Genomic DNA, 16906 nt, shown 5'->3' with positions numbered 1-16906 from the left:
AGTGCACGAAATCAACTATCAACGCGGGCAAGGCCCGACAGCAATGCCGTCACACTTTCCGAAACCTGCGCCAGGGGCAAGGCGGCATTCACAACATGGTATTGCATGGGTGCAGCGGTCGCCCGGGCCAGGTAGGTATCTCGAATCCGCTGGAAAAAGGCCAGCTCTTCCTGCTCGAACCGGTCCAGTTCGCCCCGTTTCTTTGCGCGGGCCATGCCGGTTTCTACCGGTGCGTCCAGAAGGACAACATGGTCCGGCCGCACATCGCCCTGCACCAGGGTTTCCAGCAGCGCTATGCGCTCCTCAGGCACTCCCCTGCCCCCTCCCTGATACGCGAAGGTGGCATCGGTAAAGCGGTCACACAACACCCACTTGCCTGCGGCCAGTGCCGGCAGAATCCGGTTGTGCAGGTGCTGGGCACGGGCGGCGAACATCAGCAGCAGTTCGGTGGTTTCATGCACCGGTTCTTCCCTGGGGGCCAGCAACAGCTCCCGGATCTTTTCCGCCATGGGCGTGCCACCCGGCTCCCGGGTAACCACCACATCAATCCCCAGCGATGTCAGCGTGTCTGCCGCGTTCTGCAACTGGGTGGATTTACCAACCCCCTCGGTGCCCTCAAAGGTAATAAAGCGGCCTCTGGCAGCCATCAGTTTTCCTCGTTGTCATCTGCGCCGGCATCCGGTGCCGGGAAGGATCGGTAATCTTCTCTGCGGTTCAGCTGGAACTCCCGGACCGCTTTCTGGTGTTCGGCCAGGGTGCGGGAGAACGTGTGGCTGCCGTCACCACGGGCTACGAAGTACAGGGCGTCGCCGTCGTCCGGGTGCAAGGCGGCATGTACCGAATCCCGGCCGGGCAAGGCAATGGGCGTGGGTGGCAGGCCGTCAATCCGGTAGGTGTTATAGGGCGTGTAGGCGCGCAGGTCCCGGGTACGGATACGGCCGTCGTAGCTGTCACCCATGCCGTAGATCACCGTCGGGTCGGTCTGCAGGCGCATGCCTTTCTGCAAGCGGCGCACAAACACACCGGCCACCTGCTGCCGCTCATAGGCTACACCGGTTTCCCGCTCGACAATCGAGGCCATGATCAATGCTTCGTAGGGGGAGCTATAGGGCAAGCCTTCTTCCCGGTTCTCCCACTCTTCTTCAAGGACAGCCGTCATCCGCTTATAGGCGCGTTTGAGGATATCCAGGTCGGTCTCGCTACCACTGAACATGTAGGTATCCGGGAAGAACCAACCCTCAGGGTGTTGGCCTTCGGCGCCAACGGCTTCCATAACCTGCTCGTCAGTCCAGTCTGTGGTTTCTTTCCGGAGCCGTCTGGAGTTGGCCAGGGCGGTTCTCATGTCAGAGAAGGTCCAGCCCTCAATAAACTGGACGGACCAGAGTTTCACCTTGCCCTGTACCATGGTGTCGAGCATGGCCAGTGGCGTCATCCCCGGTTGAAGTTCGTAGTCACCGGCTTTGATACGGGTCTGTTCCGGGTTCAGGCGGCCGTATAGCTTTAACCAGAGCGGATCGCTGACCAGGCCGTCGTCCGACAGCTTCTGCGCCAGCCGGCCAAAGGAGGTGCCCTGCTCTACACTGAACAACACCGGCTCATCCAGGGCAACCGGTTGCTTCAGGGTCTGCAGGCCCTGCCATAGCCACAAACCAGCGCCAGCCGCCGCCAGAACCGCGAGGGCCACAATCAGAATCAGTAACTTCCTGAACACACGCATTATTCCAAAGTTGTGGAGAGATGGCAGATTGTCGCAAGGCACCGCTCTGCAGGCAAATCCTGGCCCGCCAGGTTGCGAACCCTCACTACCCCGAGCACGCTGTTGGTGAGGTACAGGCCCCGGCAAACTTCCGGCTGCAACTGTTCCCTGGTGATGGGTGCTTCCCGGAAAGGCTCCCCGGCCTGCTGCAAGCGCTCGATAACCAGCTGGCGCATAACACCGGCCACGGCTACGGAATTCGCGGGGGGTGTTATCCAGCCTTCATCGGTGAGTACAAACAGATTGGTTCGGGTGCCCTCGACAATATGCCCTGCGGCATCTGCCATCAGCACCTCAAAGCAGTCGCCGGAGAGCTCCCGGGCTGCCATCACCTGTTCCAGGCGATTGAGGGATTTGATACCGGCCAGCAAGGGATTGACCGTAAGGAGTACTGATGAGAACCCCGCCACCACGCCGGCAGAATCGGGCATCGGCGGCGCATCGGAACAGGAAACCAGCAGGTTGGGCTCCATGCCGCCCCCCGGGCGATAGCCTCTCCCACCCGCACCACGGGTCAGGATCAACTTCAGGACCCACACCTTCCCGGGGCTTCCGTAACGCTCAAGGGCTTCGCGGCTGGCCGCGAGCAGTTCGTCCTGACGCACCTCAATTCCCAGCCGGGCAGCATCCCGCACCAGTCGGGCCAGGTGGTAATCCAGCCAGGGGGCTGAGCTCCCTTCTGCACGAATGGTTTCAAACAGGCCATCGCCGTAGGCCAGGCCCCGGTCTGCCGCCGGCAAACCGGTTTCATCTGCCCAGAAGCGCTTTACCACAGAGGTCTCAGCCTTCGTAACGGCGGAAAATCAACGTACCGTTGGTACCGCCAAAGCCGAAGGAGTTGGACAGCGCTACCCGGGCATCGGATTTGCGGCTCTGATTGGCCACGAAGTCCAGGTCGCAACCTTCATCCGGGTTATCCAGGTTGATGGTTGGCGGCAGAATGCCTTCGCGCAGGGCCAGCACCGAGAAAATGGCCTCAACGGCACCGGCAGCGCCCAGCAGGTGGCCCGTCATGGACTTGGTGCTGCTCATGGCCAGCTTTTGCGCATGGCCGCCAAACACCGATTTAACCGCAGCCACTTCGGCTACATCCCCTACCAGGGTCGATGTGCCGTGGGCGTTGATGTAATCCACTTCTTCCGGCTTCAGGCCCGCATCCCGCAAGGCATTGGCCATAGACCGGGCAGCGCCGTCGCCGTCCGCAGGGGGTGCGGTAATGTGATGGGCGTCATCGCTCATGCCAAAGCCGACCACTTCGCCGTAAATCGTCGCGCCACGGGCTTTTGCATGTTCCAGATCTTCCAGGACCAGCACGCCAGCGCCATCACTCAACACAAAGCCGTCGCGCTCCTTGTCCCAGGGGCGGCTGGCCTTTTCCGGCTCATCATTGCGGGTCGACAGGGCACGGGCGGAAGAGAATGCGGCAATGCCGGAACGGGTGGTGGCCATTTCGGCGCCGCCGGCCAGCATCACGTCAGCATCGCCGTAGGCGATGGTGCGGGCCGCATAGCCAATGTTGTGGGTACCGGTGGTGCAGGCGGTCACAATGGCGATGTTCGGGCCTTTGTAGCCAAACCGGATAGCCGCATTACCGGAAATCATATTGATCACAGACGCCGGCACAAAGAACGGAGATACCTTGCGGGGGCCGGCCTTTTCCATCTGAATAATGTTCTTTTCGATGTACTCCAGGCCGCCAATACCGGAGCCGATGGCAATGCCCACCCGCTCCTTGTCGAGCTTGTCGAACTGTTCCAGGCCACTGTCGTCCACCGCCTGCTGGGCGGCAATCAGGCCATAGTGAATGAAGGCGTCAAGCTTGCGGGCTTCTTTGGAAGACAGCCAGGGTTCGATATCCAGGTCCTTCACCGCCCCGCCGATACGCGTGCCATACTCGCTGGCATCGAACCGGTCGATCTGGCCAATGCCACTGCGCCCGGCACACACTGCGTTCCAGGAGGTACTGACATCGTTCCCTACCGGGGACAACATCCCCATGCCTGTAATGACAACCCGTCGCTTGCTCATAACCCCACTCACCTGAATATTCCGTGTCGTTTTTAACCGAAATGCTGATATTCAGCCAATAAAAAAGCCGTCCTTCAAGAAGCCTAAAGGACGGCTTTTAGCCTGGCTATCTGATCTACTGAGTATCAGGTATGCGCGACAATATAGTCGATCGCGTCCTGAACGGAGCCCAGCTTCTCAGCCTCTTCATCAGGAATTTCAGTTTCGAATTCCTCTTCCAGGGCCATAACCAGCTCAACAGTGTCCAGTGAGTCAGCGCCAAGATCCTCTACAAAAGAAGATGTGTTCTGAACTTCGGACTCTTTAACGCCCAGCTGTTCACAAACAATCTTCTTCACGCGCTCTTCAACTGTACTCATAATGTCCTCACTTTAGTGTCAACCAAGCAACTCAATGGCTGCCAGTTTAGTTTAAACCCTACCTGCAAACAAGCAGGGATTCAGTTAAACATGTTGTGCGACAAGGGGTTGCACTACAGCCCGAAACGGGCTCAACCCATGTACATGCCGCCATTCACATGAATGGTTTCTCCGGTAACGTAAGCTGCGCCCTCAGAGGCCAGGAAAGCCACCACAGAAGCTACTTCTTCCGGCTCGCCCAAACGCCCTGCCGGAATAATTTCCAGCATAGCGTCACGCTGCTTGTCGTCCAGTTTTTTGGTCATATCGGTGTCAATAAAACCGGGCGCTACACAGTTAGCGGTAATGCCGCGGTTAGACATTTCTTTGGCCAGGCTGCGGGTGAAGCCCTCAACCCCGGCCTTGGCAGCGCAATAATTGCCCTGCCCCGGGTTACCCATACCGGCAACCACGGAACTGATATTGATAATCCGGCCCCAGCGGGCCTTGGCCATACCACGCAAAACGGCCTTGCTGGTACGGTAAACGCTGGAAAGGTTGGTTTCCAGCACAGACGTCCAGTCGTCGTCTTTCAAGCGCATCAACAGGTTATCACGGGTGATACCCGCATTGTTGACCAGGATCTGCGGAGCACCAGACTGTTCGGTCAGCTGCTTCAGGCCCGCCTCGATGCTGTCGGCGTCGGCTACGTTCATCACAATGCCGTAGCCCTTGAAGCCAGCAGACTTCAGGCCTTCGGTAATGGATTCGGCACCTTCAGCACTGGTAGCCGTGCCCACAACTTCCGCACCCTGCCGGGCCAGCTCATGGGCAATGGCCTTGCCAATCCCCCGGGTAGCACCGGTTACCAGTGCAACTTTGCCTTCCAAAGACATAAACAACTCCGTTTATCAGGACTGGCCAAACGCCTTCAGGGCGGCTGCCAGAGAATCGGGATCTTCGATGCTGTTCACCGCCAACTGGCGGTCAATGCGCTTGGCCAGCCCGGCCAGAACCTTGCCGGCACCACACTCAACCGACACGTTAACGCCCTCGGCAACCAACGCCCGCACAGAGTCTGTCCAAAGCACCGGAGAATACAACTGCTTCAGGAGGTTTGCCTTGAGCGTATCGGCATCTTTAACCACGGCTGCATTCACATTCTGAACCACCGGAATGACAGCATCGTTAAAGCGGACATCTTCCAATGCTTCAGCCAGCTGCTCGGCAGCGCCTTTCATCAGGGAACAGTGGGAAGGCACGCTGACCGGCAGCGGCATGGCCTTGCGGGCACCCTTTGCCTTGCAAACCTCGATTGCGCGCTCTACCGCCGCAGCGGAACCGGCAATCACCACCTGGCCGGGTGCGTTGAAGTTCACTGCTGCAACCACGTCGCCCTGGGCGGCCTCTTCACAGGCCGCAACCACATCGGCGTCTTCCAGGCCCAGGATGGCTGCCATCTTGCCTTCACCGGCAGGCACGGCATCCTGCATCAGCTCGCCGCGCAGTTGAACAAGCTTTACAGCTTCAATGAAGTCCAGGCTCTCAGCAGCCACCAGGGCACTGTACTCACCCAGGCTGTGGCCAGCCACGAAGTCCGGGCGCGGGCCTTCAGACACGCACCACTGGCGCCACAAGGCGACACTGGCGGTCAGCAACGCAGGCTGGGTTACCATGGTCTGATTCAGCTCTTCAGCCGGCCCATGCTGGCACAGGTGCCACAAGTCATAGCCCAGGACATTAGACGCTTCATCAAAGGTTTCACTGATCATAGGCCACGCCTCGGCAGCAGCAGAAAGCATGCCTACCGACTGGGAGCCTTGTCCGGGGAAAATAAACGCTGATTTCATGGGCGGAATCTTATCGTCATTGAAGGGTGGGTGGAGATTAGCCAATAGTACAACTCAGGCCAATTATCCGCGAATAAGGGCGCAAATGCGGGCAGACTTTAGTCTCAGCAGCCGTTGGCGACCTATAACATCAGGTCATCGAGCCGTTCGTTGATGCGACGAGGCACTTCCAGCTCCACTTCGCGAACTGCCTGCCGGATTGCCGCCAGCATCGCACGCTCGTTGGCGTTGCCGTGGCTCTTGATAACGACTCCCTGAAGCCCCAGCAAACTGGCACCGTTATGCCGTGAAGGGTCCATCAGCTGCAAAAGCCGGCCGATAATCGGTTTGGCAAGGAGCCCCACAAAACGCCCCCAGAGCGAACGGGTAAACGCCTGCTCCAGCAGTTCGATCAGCAACCCCGCAACACCTTCACCGGTCTTCAGGGCAATATTGCCCACAAAGCCGTCACACACTACAACATCGGCCACATCACGGAAAAGGTCGTTGCCCTCGACATACCCTATGTAGTTCAGAGTGTCGCACTGGGCAAGCATATGGGAGGCCAGGCGAACCTGTTCGTTGCCCTTGATCTCTTCCTCACCCACGTTCAGCAGGGCCACGCGAGGTTCGGCCAGGCTACAGATGGCGGTGGCCATCAGCGACCCCATCAAGGCATACTGGTAGAGGTTTTCGGCACTGGAATCCACGTTGGCGCCAAGGTCGAGCACGTGGCAACGGCCCCGCAACGAGGGAACCAGCTTGGCAATGGCCGGCCGTTCAATGCCGGGATACATGCGGATAATTGATCGCCCGAAAGCCATCAGCGCACCGGTATTTCCGGCACTGACACAGCCCTGGGCTTCGCCGTCGCGCACCAGGGAGAGCGCAATGGCCATAGAGGAGTTTTTCTTGTGTCGCAGCGCATGGGAGGGGCGCTCGTTCATGCGCACCACATCCGCCGCTTCAACAATGCGGATTCTGGCATGCCCATCACGCAACAAGGCCTCGAGCTCGCTCCGGATACCTACCAGAACGAGACTCAAGGCCTCATTTTCGCGCACTGCTTCCAGCGCTGCATGGACCACCACTGAAGCGCCACGATCACCGCTCATGGCATCAATGGCTATGGTGACTGGTTTACTCACCACGGGTCCATGCGACACAGGTCAGAAGAGTTTCCCGACGATCTTACTCGTCGCGAGCTTCAACAACCTGCTTGCCGCGGTAGAAACCGTCCGGAGATACGTGGTGACGACGATGTACTTCACCAGTAGTTGCGTCGGTGCTCAGAGCAGCAGTGCTCAGGGCATCGTGTGAACGGCGCATGCCGCGCTTGGAACGGGTCTTGCGATTTTGCTGTACAGCCATGATTATGCTCCTGACCTGATTACGAAAACGTTAGTGCTTGGTGTTCTTGAGGCCCGCCAGAACACTGAACGGGTTATCCTCGCGTTTCTTTGCCTCGGGCTTCTCGGTGGCCTGCTGTGGTTCCAGTGCTTCCAGTTCCTTGCTCGCCGGGCAATCCTGGCGTTCATGCAGGGGGAACGGCGGCAGAACCAGCAACAGTTCATCTTCCACCATGGCCCACAAATCTGCGTTGTAGTCTTCCATCGGGAAGGGTTCCAACGCCTTGGGCAACCTCTGAGCCTGCTCATCGTTGAGCACAAGCCCCAAATCAAAACGGGATTCCAGCGTTGTCTGCATATTATTCATGCAACGCTGGCATTCCAGTATCACCGGTGCGGATACTTCACCCGACACCAACCGGCGACGTTCGCTATCCATATAAAAGGAAAGCTTAACGTGGCACTCGCTGCCTTCCGGCAACCCCGGAACCGCTTCGGAGAAACGAACAAGCCCCGCGAGCGGAATAACTCCCTCCAGGGTCGTGTTCTGCTCCGCCAACCGGTTAGGGTCTACGGATTTTGGCAGTTGAGCATTCGGTGCTTCAGACATAGGCGCGCAATTTTAGGGGCGAGACCGCCTGCTGTCAAAGACTTAATCGCTTTTAACCCACCCCTTCCCGTTTAAGTAGGGGTATTTTACGATAACCTCCGGCGTTTCCACCTGAATCACCGCACCATACACCGGAACCAGAAGGCATTCATGAACCAACCGCCCCTGCTGCTCGCCTCATCCTCCCCTTACCGCAAAGAGCTGCTGGCAAGGCTGGGGCTACCCTTTAACAGTGCGAGCCCGGACATTGATGAAACGCCGGCTCCCGGCGAATCCGCCGAACAACTCGCGCTCCGGTTGGCCACCGGCAAGGCTCGGGCCCTGGCAGAACACTACCCGGACACAATCATCATCGGCTCCGACCAGGTGGCCACACTACCGGACGGCACCTTACTGAACAAACCCGGCAGCCACCGGAAGGCCCGGGAACAACTAGGCCTCAGCAGCGGCAACAGCGTGAGATTCCTGACCGGGCTTGCGGTACTCGACACCCGTACCGGCACCCTGAAAACCCGGTGCGAGCCTTTCGAGGTCCACTTCCGGGAACTGACAGCTGAAGAAATCGAGAACTACCTGAACAAGGAACGGCCCTACGACTGCGCCGGCAGCTTCAAGATGGAAGGGCTCGGCATTGCCCTGTTCCGAAGCATGGAAGGGCGAGACCCGAACAGCCTGATCGGCCTGCCGCTGATTGCGCTGATCGACCTGCTCAGGGAACTGGGCGTTAAACCGCTGCTGCAGCCCTGATCAAACCGGATCAGGACTGCTTCACCCGAAAAACCTGGCTCAGCGAATCTCCAGGCGGGACTCCAGCATGCGGCTGGCCACGCCCTCACCCACCGCAACACCAAGCTGGTCCACCAGCTCCTGGAACGGCGAACGGTTGCGGCTGTAATCCACCAGTTTTTCTTCGCCCACCAGCTGGCGAGCCACCCAGGAGGTGCTACCCAGCCCGTCAATCAAGCCAAGCTCCAGCGCCTGCTCGCCGCTCCACACCAGGCCGGAGAACAATTCTTCGTTATCCGCCAGGCGGTCACCCCGGCCAGCCTTAACAGCTTCCACGAACTGCTTGTGGGTGTTTTCAAGCACGCTCTGCCAGAAGGCAACCTCGCCTTCACGCTCGGGTGAGAACGGATCCAGGAACGCCTTGTTTTCGCCAGCGGTATAAAGCCGCCGATCAACACCCAGCTTCTCCATCAGGCCGGTGAAACCGAAACCACCGGCAACCACGCCGATAGAACCCACCAGGCTTGCCCGGTTGGCGTAGATTTCATCAGCCGCCGCGGCAATGTAATAGGCACCGGAAGCCCCAATATCGGAAATCACCGCATACAGCTTTTTATCCGGGTACTCTTCCCGCAGGCGCTTGATCTCGTCATAGACATACCCGGACTGCACCGGGCTGCCACCCGGGCTGTTGATGCGCAGCACAACCGCCCTGGAGTTCTCGGCCTCGAAAGCCGAGCGCAGCGCACCCACCAGGTTGTCGGCACTGGCCAGCTCATCCGCCGCAATGGTGCCATTCACTTCTACCAATGCCGTGTGGGCACCGGTGGCACCCGCCATGCCATCACCGATAGGAGACCGGATCAGGAACAGCAACGCGAACAGGTAACCGAAGGTCAGAAACTTGAAAAAGATGCCCCAGCGCCGGCTGCGTCGCTGCTCCGCCTGCAACGACATCACCAGCTTCTCGATCAGCCGCCAGTCCCGGCCAGACTCCGGCGGCATAGCCGGCTGCTTCCTGCCAAACCAGCCTTTCTTACCGGAAGACGCACCCTGTCCTTTTTCTTCAGGTTGCGCCGGCTCATCGCCCCAGCCGGGCTGCTTGTCCGAATCCCACTCGCTCATCCGCTATCCCTTAACCGATCAATGCGGTAACAAAACCGTTAAAGCCCCAGAACCCGCCGCAACTCGTCTACCGACGTGACTACCGCGTGGGGGTCGTATTCCTGCAGCACATCCCGCTGGTGCACACCCCACTCAACGCCAATGGACGGCATACCAATACGCCGGGCCATATCCAGGTCGTAGCGGGTATCACCAATCATCACCGCCTCTTCCGGCTCATAGCCGTAGAACGCCAGGATCTCCTCCAGCATCAGCGGATCCGGCTTGGAGCGGGTTTCATCCGCACACCGGGTGATATCAAAGTGCGGGCCCAAGCCACTGGAGGTCAGGGCCCTCGCCAGGCCGCGCCGGCTTTTGCCGGTCGCCACAGAGCAGCCGCGTCCGGAACGCCGGATATCGGTAACCACATCGGCCATACCGTCAAATACGTTCTGCGGGGTGGTCACCTTCTGGAAGAAATACCCTGCGTAACCATCGCGGATGCGCTGCATTTCGTCGCGGGTCAGCCCCGGATACAGTTTTTCCAGGGCCTCGATCATGCCCAGGCCGATGATATCCCGATAGGCCTCACGCTCCAGTTCCGGATACCCAAGCTCAGTGGCAGCCTGGTGCAGACTGTCAGCAATGTGGTCTACGGAATCAATCAGGGTTCCGTCCCAGTCAAAAATCACTACTTTTACATTCATCAGAACTTACCTTTACCGCGACGGGCAAGCGCATCAACCAGCTTGCCGAAAGGAGTATCATACGGAGCTTCCAGCCGCATTGCTTCACCTGAACCGGGCAATGTGAACTCCAGCGCCCGGGCGTGCAGCATCAACCGCTCACCGCCCACGGCCCGGAACGCCTTCAGGCTGGCGTCATCCATATACTTGTCGTCTCCGGCAATCGGATGGCCCGCCCAGGCACAATGCACGCGAATCTGGTGGGTACGGCCGGTAACCGGCGAAGCCTCAACCAGCGAATAACCCTCAAACCGCTGCAAACACCGATACAGCGTGAGCGATTCCTTGCCCTCGCCACTCACCTTCACCCGGCGCTCGCCGTTAGGCATCTCGTAACGCAACAGCGGCTCGGCCACCCGCGCCAGCTTTTCCGGCCAGGTGCCCGCCACCAGCGCATGATAGTGTTTACGTATCCGCTTGTGGCGCAGTTCATCCTGCAGAAAACGCAGGGCCGATCGTTTCTTCGCCACCATCACCAGCCCGGAGGTATCACGGTCAAGCCGGTGCACCAGCTCCAGGAACTTCGCCTGTGGCCGGGAAGAACGGAGCACTTCGATCAGCCCGAAGCTCAAACCGCTGCCGCCGTGTACGGCAATACCGGAGGGTTTGTTCACCACCAGCATATCGTCGTTTTCGAACACCACGGCGGCTTCCATGACGCCCTGCACCCGGTCACCGGGCTTTGGATGCTCCGCTTTCGCCTGCTGCACCATGGGCGGAATACGTACCACATCACCGGCCTGCAAGCGGGTATCCGGCTTCACGCGCCCTTTATTAACCCGCACCTCGCCCTTGCGGACAATCCGGTACACCGTGCTTTTGGGCACACCCCGCAAGCGGGCCATCAGAAAGTTATCCACCCGCTGGCCGGCCATATCCTCATCTACCCTGATCCATTGCACCCCCTTCTGCACCGTGCGCTCCGCCGGCGCGGCAGCCGGCGCAGGTGCCGCAGCCCTGCCCTGCCCTGCCCGGGAAGAGCCCGGCCGGCCCGGTTTGCCAGCCCTGGACGGCTTGTTACGGGAACCAGAATTACGCGCCATGGGAAACCTTTTGCGGTGGATGAATGCAAGATTGAATGATCAGCCCTTTACTGTTATATTCCGGCGTGCTCTGCCGTTTGTCTACGGCCTGACGAACTCTGGTCAGAAGCCGGAGCGGCAGCAGTATACCGACACTGATTAAGAGATTGAACGCCGCAAGCCCAATCATTACCGGGCACGGCGGGAGACAAACTTCCGGACTCACAGGCCAGACCCAGAGAGGCTGCACCTGACCGGGAGCTGAAACAACCGAACGGAAAACCGTCGGGCGACATCGCGAAGAATCATTGCCACGCGAACCCGGGCCGTCTGCAAACCAATACGACGTGAGACCCAGGAGTTTGTGTGAACCTGAAAACGGATATTATGCGTCAACAGACACTCAACCTGAACGAACTCTCCCTGCCTACAGGCAGGCGAATCACAGGCGGTGGTCTCAGACTTACAGGATCTCACCCCATAAGGGTATGATCCGTCTGGCCGCCGGCCCCTCCCTGCTGTAACAGGGCCTGCGGCACGCACATCCTGCTTCGCTGATGCGAACCCTCCGGTTTTCTGTCACTAACAAACGACAGGAACCCTTTCTTTCCATGAAAAGAATGCTGATCAATGCAACTCACCCCGAGGAGTTGCGCGTAGCGCTTGTAGACGGCCAACGGCTGTTTGACCTGGATATCGAATCCAGCACCCGCGAACAGAAAAAATCCAACATTTACAAAGGCCGCATCACCCGCGTAGAGCCCAGCCTGGAAGCTGCCTTTGTCGACTTCGGCGCCGACCGCCACGGCTTCCTTCCCCTGAAGGAAATCTCCAAGGAATACTTCAAGAAATCCCCGGGCCAGATCGAAGGCAAGATCAACATCAAGGATGTGGTCTCCGAAGGCCAGGAAGTCATCGTACAGGTCGATAAAGAAGAGCGTGGCAACAAGGGCGCAGCCCTGACCACTTTCATCTCCCTGGCCGGCCGCTACCTGGTGCTGATGCCGAACAACCCCCGTGCCGGCGGCATTTCCCGCCGTATCGAAGGTGAAGAGCGGGCCCAGCTGAAAGAAGCCATGAACGGCGTCCAGGTGCCCAAGTCTATGGGCATCATTGTGCGTACTGCCGGCATCGGCCGTACCACCGAAGAGCTCCAGTGGGACCTCGACTACCTGGTGCAGTTCTGGGAAGCCATTACCCAGGCGGCCGGTGAGCGCAAGGCTCCGTTCCTGATTCACCAGGAAAGCAACGTGATCATCCGCGCCGTGCGCGACTACCTCCGCCAGGACATCGGCGAAGTCCTGATCGACGCCGAAAGCGTGTACGAAGACGTCCTGAGCTTCGTTCGCGCCGTCATGCCCACCTTCGAAAACAAGATCAAGCTGTACAAGGATGAAATCCCACTGTTCAGCCGTTACCAGATTGAAGGCCAGATTGAGACCGCATTCCAGCGCGAAGTAAAACTGCCGTCTGGCGGCTCCATCGTAATCGATCCGACCGAAGCGCTGGTATCCATCGACATCAACTCATCCCGGGCCACCAAGGGCCACGATATCGAGGAGACTGCCCTGCAGACCAACCTGGAAGCGGCCGAAGAGATCGCTCGCCAGTTGCGCCTGCGCGACATGGGCGGCCTGATCGTGATCGATTTCATCGACATGACCCCGGCCAAGCACCAGCGTGAAGTCGAGCATAAAATGCGTGAAGCCCTGGAAATCGACCGGGCCCGCGTTCAGGTTGGCAAGATCTCCCGCTTCGGCCTGCTGGAAATGTCACGGCAGCGCCTGCGCCCGTCTCTGGGTGAAACCCGCAGTGAAGTGTGCCCTCGCTGTGAAGGCCAGGGCACCATCCGGGGTATCGAATCCCTGGCCCTGAGCATCATGCGCCTGATCTACGAAGAGTCTTCCAAGGAAAAAACCGCCGAAGTCCGCGCCATGGTGCCGGTCTCTGTGGCCACCTTCCTGCTCAACGAGAAGCGCAAGCAGCTGGCCGATATCGAAGCCCGCCAGGGAGTCTCTGTTGTGGTTGCCCCGGTGCCCAACATGGAAACCCCGCACTTCGAAATCATCCGCCTGCGCCAGGATGAAGCCACCCCGGAACACGTTTCCAGCCACCAGGTTGCCCAACAGTACAACGAGCGCGAAGAAGAAGCCGTTGTTGAAATGCCCGGCACCGAAAAGCCGGTACGCGAACAGGCCGCTGTAAAAGCCATTCGCCCGGCGGCTCCTGCGCCCACTCCGGCAGCGGCGCCAGCCAGCCAGGAAGCCAGCGAGCAGGAAGAAGGCCTGTTCCGCAAACTGGGCAAGAAGATTGCCTGTTTCTTCCGCGGCGACCAGCCGGAAAGCGAAGGCACCACCAACCAGCGCAGCACCACCCGCGAGCGTACTGACGACCGTCGGCCCCAGGCCCGCCAGGATCGCCGGAAAACCCGCGTAGCCCGTGATGATCAGCGCAGTGGCGGTGGCAGCAGTAACCGCAACGGCAACGATCGCCGCCAGGGCGGTTCCCAGAACCGCAGCGACGACAACCGCAGCCGTAACCGCAACAACCGGAGCGATGACCAATCCCGCAGCAGCGGCAGTCGCCAGGGTCAGCAGGACAAGTCTGCCGACAACAAAGGCGCGGATAACCGCGGAAACGACAACCGTCGCGATAACCGCCGGGATTCCCAGAACCGCAGCCAGAACCGTAACCGTCCGCAGCGGGATCCGAAGGACCAGAAGGACCAGAAGGAAACCCGCGACCAGGCTGACAACCAGCAGCCCCAGCAGGCCAGCGACAAGCCGGCAGCCGATGACAAGCGTCGCAAGCCGCGTCGTCAGCGTAACCGGGACGGTTCTCCGGCCGAGGCTCCGGTGTCTACTCCGGCTGAGCGTAAAGCCGAGCGTAGCGAAAAGCACCAGAAAGACACCCAGCCGGAAAAAGCCGTCGAGCAGGATACTGCCGAGGTGAAGAAAGCTGAGGTGGCCAAGGCCGAGGTGAAGCAAGAGGTTGCCAAGCAGCCCGAGAAGGCTCCGGCGGCTGAAGAAACCAAGCCTGCAGAGCCCAAGGCTGAAGAGACCAAGCCAGAAGCGGAAAAGGCTGAGGCGAAAGCTGAGCAGACTGAAAGCACCGAAGCCAAGGCCGAGGAAAAGCCTCAAGCCAGCGAAGACAAGCCGGCCCGCAAACCCCGCTCCGGCGGCCGCCCGCGCAAGCCCAAGGCTGCAGAAAAAGCAGAGAAGGCAGACAAGGCGGATAACGCTGACAAGCCGGAACAAGCCGACAAGGCAGAAACGGCTCCGGAAGCCACCAGCAAGCCGGCCGAAGCGGCTGAGCCTGCCAAGGCTCCTGAAGCGAGAAGGGAGCCCAAGGCTGAGGAAAAGGCTGAAGCCAAGCCTGAAGTGAAGGCCGAAGAAAAGCCGGAAGCAAAGGCCGAGAAGGCGGAAGAGCCAGCTCCCGAAGCCCAGGCCAAGCCAGAAGACGTACCGGTAACTCCGGGCCGCGCTTACAATGATCCAAGAGAGGTCCGCAAGCGTCAGCGAGCGGCCGAAGAAGCTAAAAAGGCCGAAGCTGAAAAGCAGGCCGGGAGTAATTGATTATGCTGACCAATTCGGACATCGAAGCGCTGGAAGACATCCTCTTCGCCGAGCCCTGGGGTGACGACGCCCTGGACTTCTTCGGACTGCACGGGGTGGTATGCGCCAGCGTCGTTGGCCCGGTCAGCCTCGGGGCGGAAGATATCTTCCGCCTTGCCACCGGCGCAGATAACCTGCCCGATGGCGGGGTACCCGAGATCTTCGCTCACTGCGTGAACGAACTCTCCAGGGAAATGGCCCACCTGCTGGATATGGGCCAGTCGCTGGAACTCCCGGAGCCGGAAGACGGCGACCCCATGAACGCACTGGAAAACTGGTGCGCAGGGTTCGTAGACACCTTCCTGGATCACGAGGAAGAATGGCTCGAAGCCGCCAATGAAGAAGAAGTGGCAGACCTGATGGTGCCCATGCTGACACTGTCTGGCCTGTTCGACGATGAAGACTTCCAGAAAGTCCGCAACGACGAGAAACTGGCCAGCCGGATGGCAGAAGCCATCCCGGATTCACTGACCGATCTGTACCTGCTGTTCCACGCGCCGGATTAAACCCCGGCGCTGACCGGCTGCTTGAAATGATGCCAGACGGGCTCCAGCCCCTCTGGCATTTTTGTTATCTTGCCCAGCTCGCACCAGGGCGCACCGGGAAAGTGGAAATCACTGCCCTGCGATGCCAGCAGCTTCTCCCGCCTGGCCAGTTCCGCCACAAAGCCCAGATCACCACTGGACTGCCCGGAAACAGACACCTCGATACCTCGCCCCCCGGCTCTTCGGAAATCCGCCGTCAGCTCCCGCAACTTGGTCGCGGTCAGCTTGTACTTGCGGGGATGCGCCAGCACAGAGATCCCCCCGGCCCGCTCAATCCAGCCAACCACCTCGTCCAGTTCCGGCCAGCAGGCTTTCACATCACCCGGCTTGCCGGTACCCAGATAGCGCTTGAAGGCGGCATCCATTCGGGAGACCACACCCTCATCAATCAGCACCCGGGCAAAGTGGGGGCGGCCCGGAACATCCCCACCGGCATGGGCGGTGGCCTTTTCCAGTAATCCATCCACTTTCAGCTTGGACAGCTTGTCAGCGATCAACCGGGCACGCTGCCAGCGGTTGTCATGCTGGCGCGCCAGCGCTGCCAGGAAATCGGCATCCAAGTGATCAAAATCCAGCCCGACGATATGAATGGTCTGGCTGCGCCATACGCAGGACAGCTCAGTGCCGTTAACCAGTGTCATCCCGTGCCCTGCAGCCGCCTGTCGCGCCGGCTCCAGGCCGTTGATCGTATCGTGGTCAGTCAGGGCCAGGTGGGTAACGCCCTGCTCTGCCGCGCGCTGAACCAGCTCCTCGGGAGCCAATGCGCCATCCGACGCGGTGCTGTGGCAATGCAGGTCGATGCATGGATTCTGGTGTTGGGGTATAGTCACGGGCATTCCTGTCATAAAACGTGGCCACAGTGTATCAGCCTTGGCCTGCGGGCCGTTACCCCGGCCCACGATAACCGGAGCACCCATGTATTACGCCATTATCAGTGAAGACATCCCGGACAGCCTGACCCTGCGCAAACAGGCGCGCCCGGCCCACCTGGCCCGGCTTGAAGACCTCAAAAACCAGGGCCGCCTGCTGGTTGCCGGCCCGCACCCGGCCATCGACTCACCGGAACCGGGCGATTCCGGCTTTACCGGCAGCCTGGTAATTGCCGAGTTTGAATCCCTTGAGCAGGCACAGGCCTGGGCCGATGCCGACCCGTATGTGGATGCTGGTGTTTACAAGGAAGTGAAAGTGAAGCCCTACAAGGTCGCCCTGCCCTGAGCAGCATGAGCGGATTGTAACCCT

Annotated in this window: 18 protein-coding genes; 4 read left to right on the top strand and 14 right to left on the bottom strand. The window is 59.7% G+C overall.

Annotation, left to right across the window (positions count from 1 at the left end; genetic code table 11):
- Positions 1–11 precede the first annotated feature (11 nt).
- From tmk to LWH94_RS08765, 10 genes are all read right to left on the bottom strand, one after another.
- The gene (gene tmk / locus LWH94_RS08810) at positions 12–647 is read right to left on the bottom strand and encodes a dTMP kinase (protein ID WP_232901930.1); all 636 of its coding nucleotides are present in this window, start codon (positions 645–647) and stop codon (positions 12–14) included.
- The gene (gene mltG / locus LWH94_RS08805; RefSeq protein ID WP_232901929.1) at positions 647–1717 is read right to left on the bottom strand and encodes an endolytic transglycosylase MltG; all 1071 of its coding nucleotides are present in this window, start codon (positions 1715–1717) and stop codon (positions 647–649) included. The genes tmk and mltG overlap by 1 nt, the downstream gene beginning before the upstream one ends.
- Complete coding sequence (gene pabC, locus LWH94_RS08800) at positions 1717–2529, bottom strand: aminodeoxychorismate lyase (RefSeq protein WP_232901928.1); 813 nt, start codon at positions 2527–2529, stop codon at positions 1717–1719. The genes mltG and pabC overlap by 1 nt, the downstream gene beginning before the upstream one ends.
- A 7-nt stretch (positions 2530–2536) precedes the next feature.
- Complete coding sequence (gene fabF, locus LWH94_RS08795) at positions 2537–3784, bottom strand: beta-ketoacyl-ACP synthase II (protein ID WP_232901927.1); 1248 nt, start codon at positions 3782–3784, stop codon at positions 2537–2539.
- A gap of 125 nt (positions 3785–3909) precedes the next feature.
- On the bottom strand, positions 3910–4143 hold the full coding sequence (gene acpP / locus LWH94_RS08790; protein WP_022988070.1) for an acyl carrier protein: 234 nt from the start codon (positions 4141–4143) through the stop codon (positions 3910–3912).
- A 131-nt stretch (positions 4144–4274) separates the two neighbouring features.
- A complete protein-coding gene (gene fabG, locus LWH94_RS08785) occupies positions 4275–5018 on the bottom strand; it encodes a 3-oxoacyl-ACP reductase FabG (RefSeq protein ID WP_022988071.1) in 744 nt (247 codons plus the stop codon).
- 15 nt (positions 5019–5033) lie between these two features.
- Entirely contained in the window at positions 5034–5972 is a 939-nt protein-coding gene (fabD, locus tag LWH94_RS08780) for an ACP S-malonyltransferase (protein ID WP_094624236.1), read from the bottom strand.
- A 122-nt stretch (positions 5973–6094) separates the two neighbouring features.
- Positions 6095–7099: a phosphate acyltransferase PlsX gene (gene plsX / locus LWH94_RS08775; RefSeq protein ID WP_201785312.1), complete on the bottom strand. Its 1005-nt coding sequence runs from the start codon at positions 7097–7099 to the stop codon at positions 6095–6097.
- 43 nt (positions 7100–7142) lie between these two features.
- On the bottom strand, positions 7143–7322 hold the full coding sequence (gene rpmF, locus LWH94_RS08770) for a 50S ribosomal protein L32 (RefSeq protein WP_022988074.1): 180 nt from the start codon (positions 7320–7322) through the stop codon (positions 7143–7145).
- A 30-nt stretch (positions 7323–7352) separates the two neighbouring features.
- A complete protein-coding gene (locus tag LWH94_RS08765) occupies positions 7353–7910 on the bottom strand; it encodes a YceD family protein (RefSeq protein WP_094624237.1) in 558 nt (185 codons plus the stop codon).
- 150 nt (positions 7911–8060) lie between these two features.
- Between LWH94_RS08765 and LWH94_RS08760 the strand changes: the two genes are divergently transcribed.
- The gene (locus tag LWH94_RS08760; RefSeq protein WP_232901926.1) at positions 8061–8657 is read left to right on the top strand and encodes a Maf family protein; all 597 of its coding nucleotides are present in this window, start codon (positions 8061–8063) and stop codon (positions 8655–8657) included.
- Positions 8658–8696: 39 nt separating this feature from the next.
- Here the strand turns inward: LWH94_RS08760 and LWH94_RS08755 are convergent, their stop codons facing one another.
- Genes LWH94_RS08755 through rluC form a run of 3 tightly spaced genes read right to left on the bottom strand, consistent with a single transcriptional unit; the run spans position 8697 to position 11529 of the window.
- A complete protein-coding gene (locus LWH94_RS08755) occupies positions 8697–9761 on the bottom strand; it encodes a S49 family peptidase (RefSeq protein WP_058340095.1) in 1065 nt (354 codons plus the stop codon).
- A gap of 38 nt (positions 9762–9799) precedes the next feature.
- On the bottom strand, positions 9800–10447 hold the full coding sequence (locus LWH94_RS08750; RefSeq protein ID WP_058340096.1) for an HAD family hydrolase: 648 nt from the start codon (positions 10445–10447) through the stop codon (positions 9800–9802).
- Positions 10447–11529, bottom strand: coding sequence for a 23S rRNA pseudouridine(955/2504/2580) synthase RluC (rluC, locus tag LWH94_RS08745; protein WP_269802532.1), 1083 nt, complete (start codon positions 11527–11529; stop codon positions 10447–10449). Before rluC ends, LWH94_RS08750 begins: the two co-directional genes overlap by 1 nt.
- A gap of 590 nt (positions 11530–12119) precedes the next feature.
- On the opposite strand from rluC, the gene rne reads away from it, so the two are divergent.
- Positions 12120–15083: a ribonuclease E gene (gene rne, locus LWH94_RS08740; RefSeq protein ID WP_232901925.1), complete on the top strand. Its 2964-nt coding sequence runs from the start codon at positions 12120–12122 to the stop codon at positions 15081–15083.
- A gap of 2 nt (positions 15084–15085) precedes the next feature.
- Positions 15086–15628: a YecA/YgfB family protein gene (locus tag LWH94_RS08735; RefSeq protein ID WP_232901924.1), complete on the top strand. Its 543-nt coding sequence runs from the start codon at positions 15086–15088 to the stop codon at positions 15626–15628.
- Here LWH94_RS08735 and LWH94_RS08730 read toward each other — a convergent pair.
- On the bottom strand, positions 15625–16497 hold the full coding sequence (locus LWH94_RS08730) for a PHP domain-containing protein (RefSeq protein WP_232901923.1): 873 nt from the start codon (positions 16495–16497) through the stop codon (positions 15625–15627). The two genes, LWH94_RS08735 and LWH94_RS08730, sit on opposite strands and share 4 nt — an antisense overlap.
- Positions 16498–16582: 85 nt before the next feature.
- Between LWH94_RS08730 and LWH94_RS08725 the strand changes: the two genes are divergently transcribed.
- Positions 16583–16882 carry a YciI family protein gene (locus LWH94_RS08725; protein ID WP_022988084.1) on the top strand — a complete coding sequence of 100 codons (300 nt, stop codon included), beginning with the start codon at positions 16583–16585 and terminating at the stop codon, positions 16880–16882.
- Positions 16883–16906: the final 24 nt, after the last annotated feature.

Origin of the sequence: Marinobacter sp. G11 (assembly GCF_021282325.1) — a bacterium.
Taxonomy (GTDB): Bacteria; Pseudomonadota; Gammaproteobacteria; order Pseudomonadales; family Oleiphilaceae; genus Marinobacter; species Marinobacter vinifirmus.
Note: the sequence above shows the minus strand (reverse complement) of the source record. Positions and strands in the feature narration are given on the sequence as shown.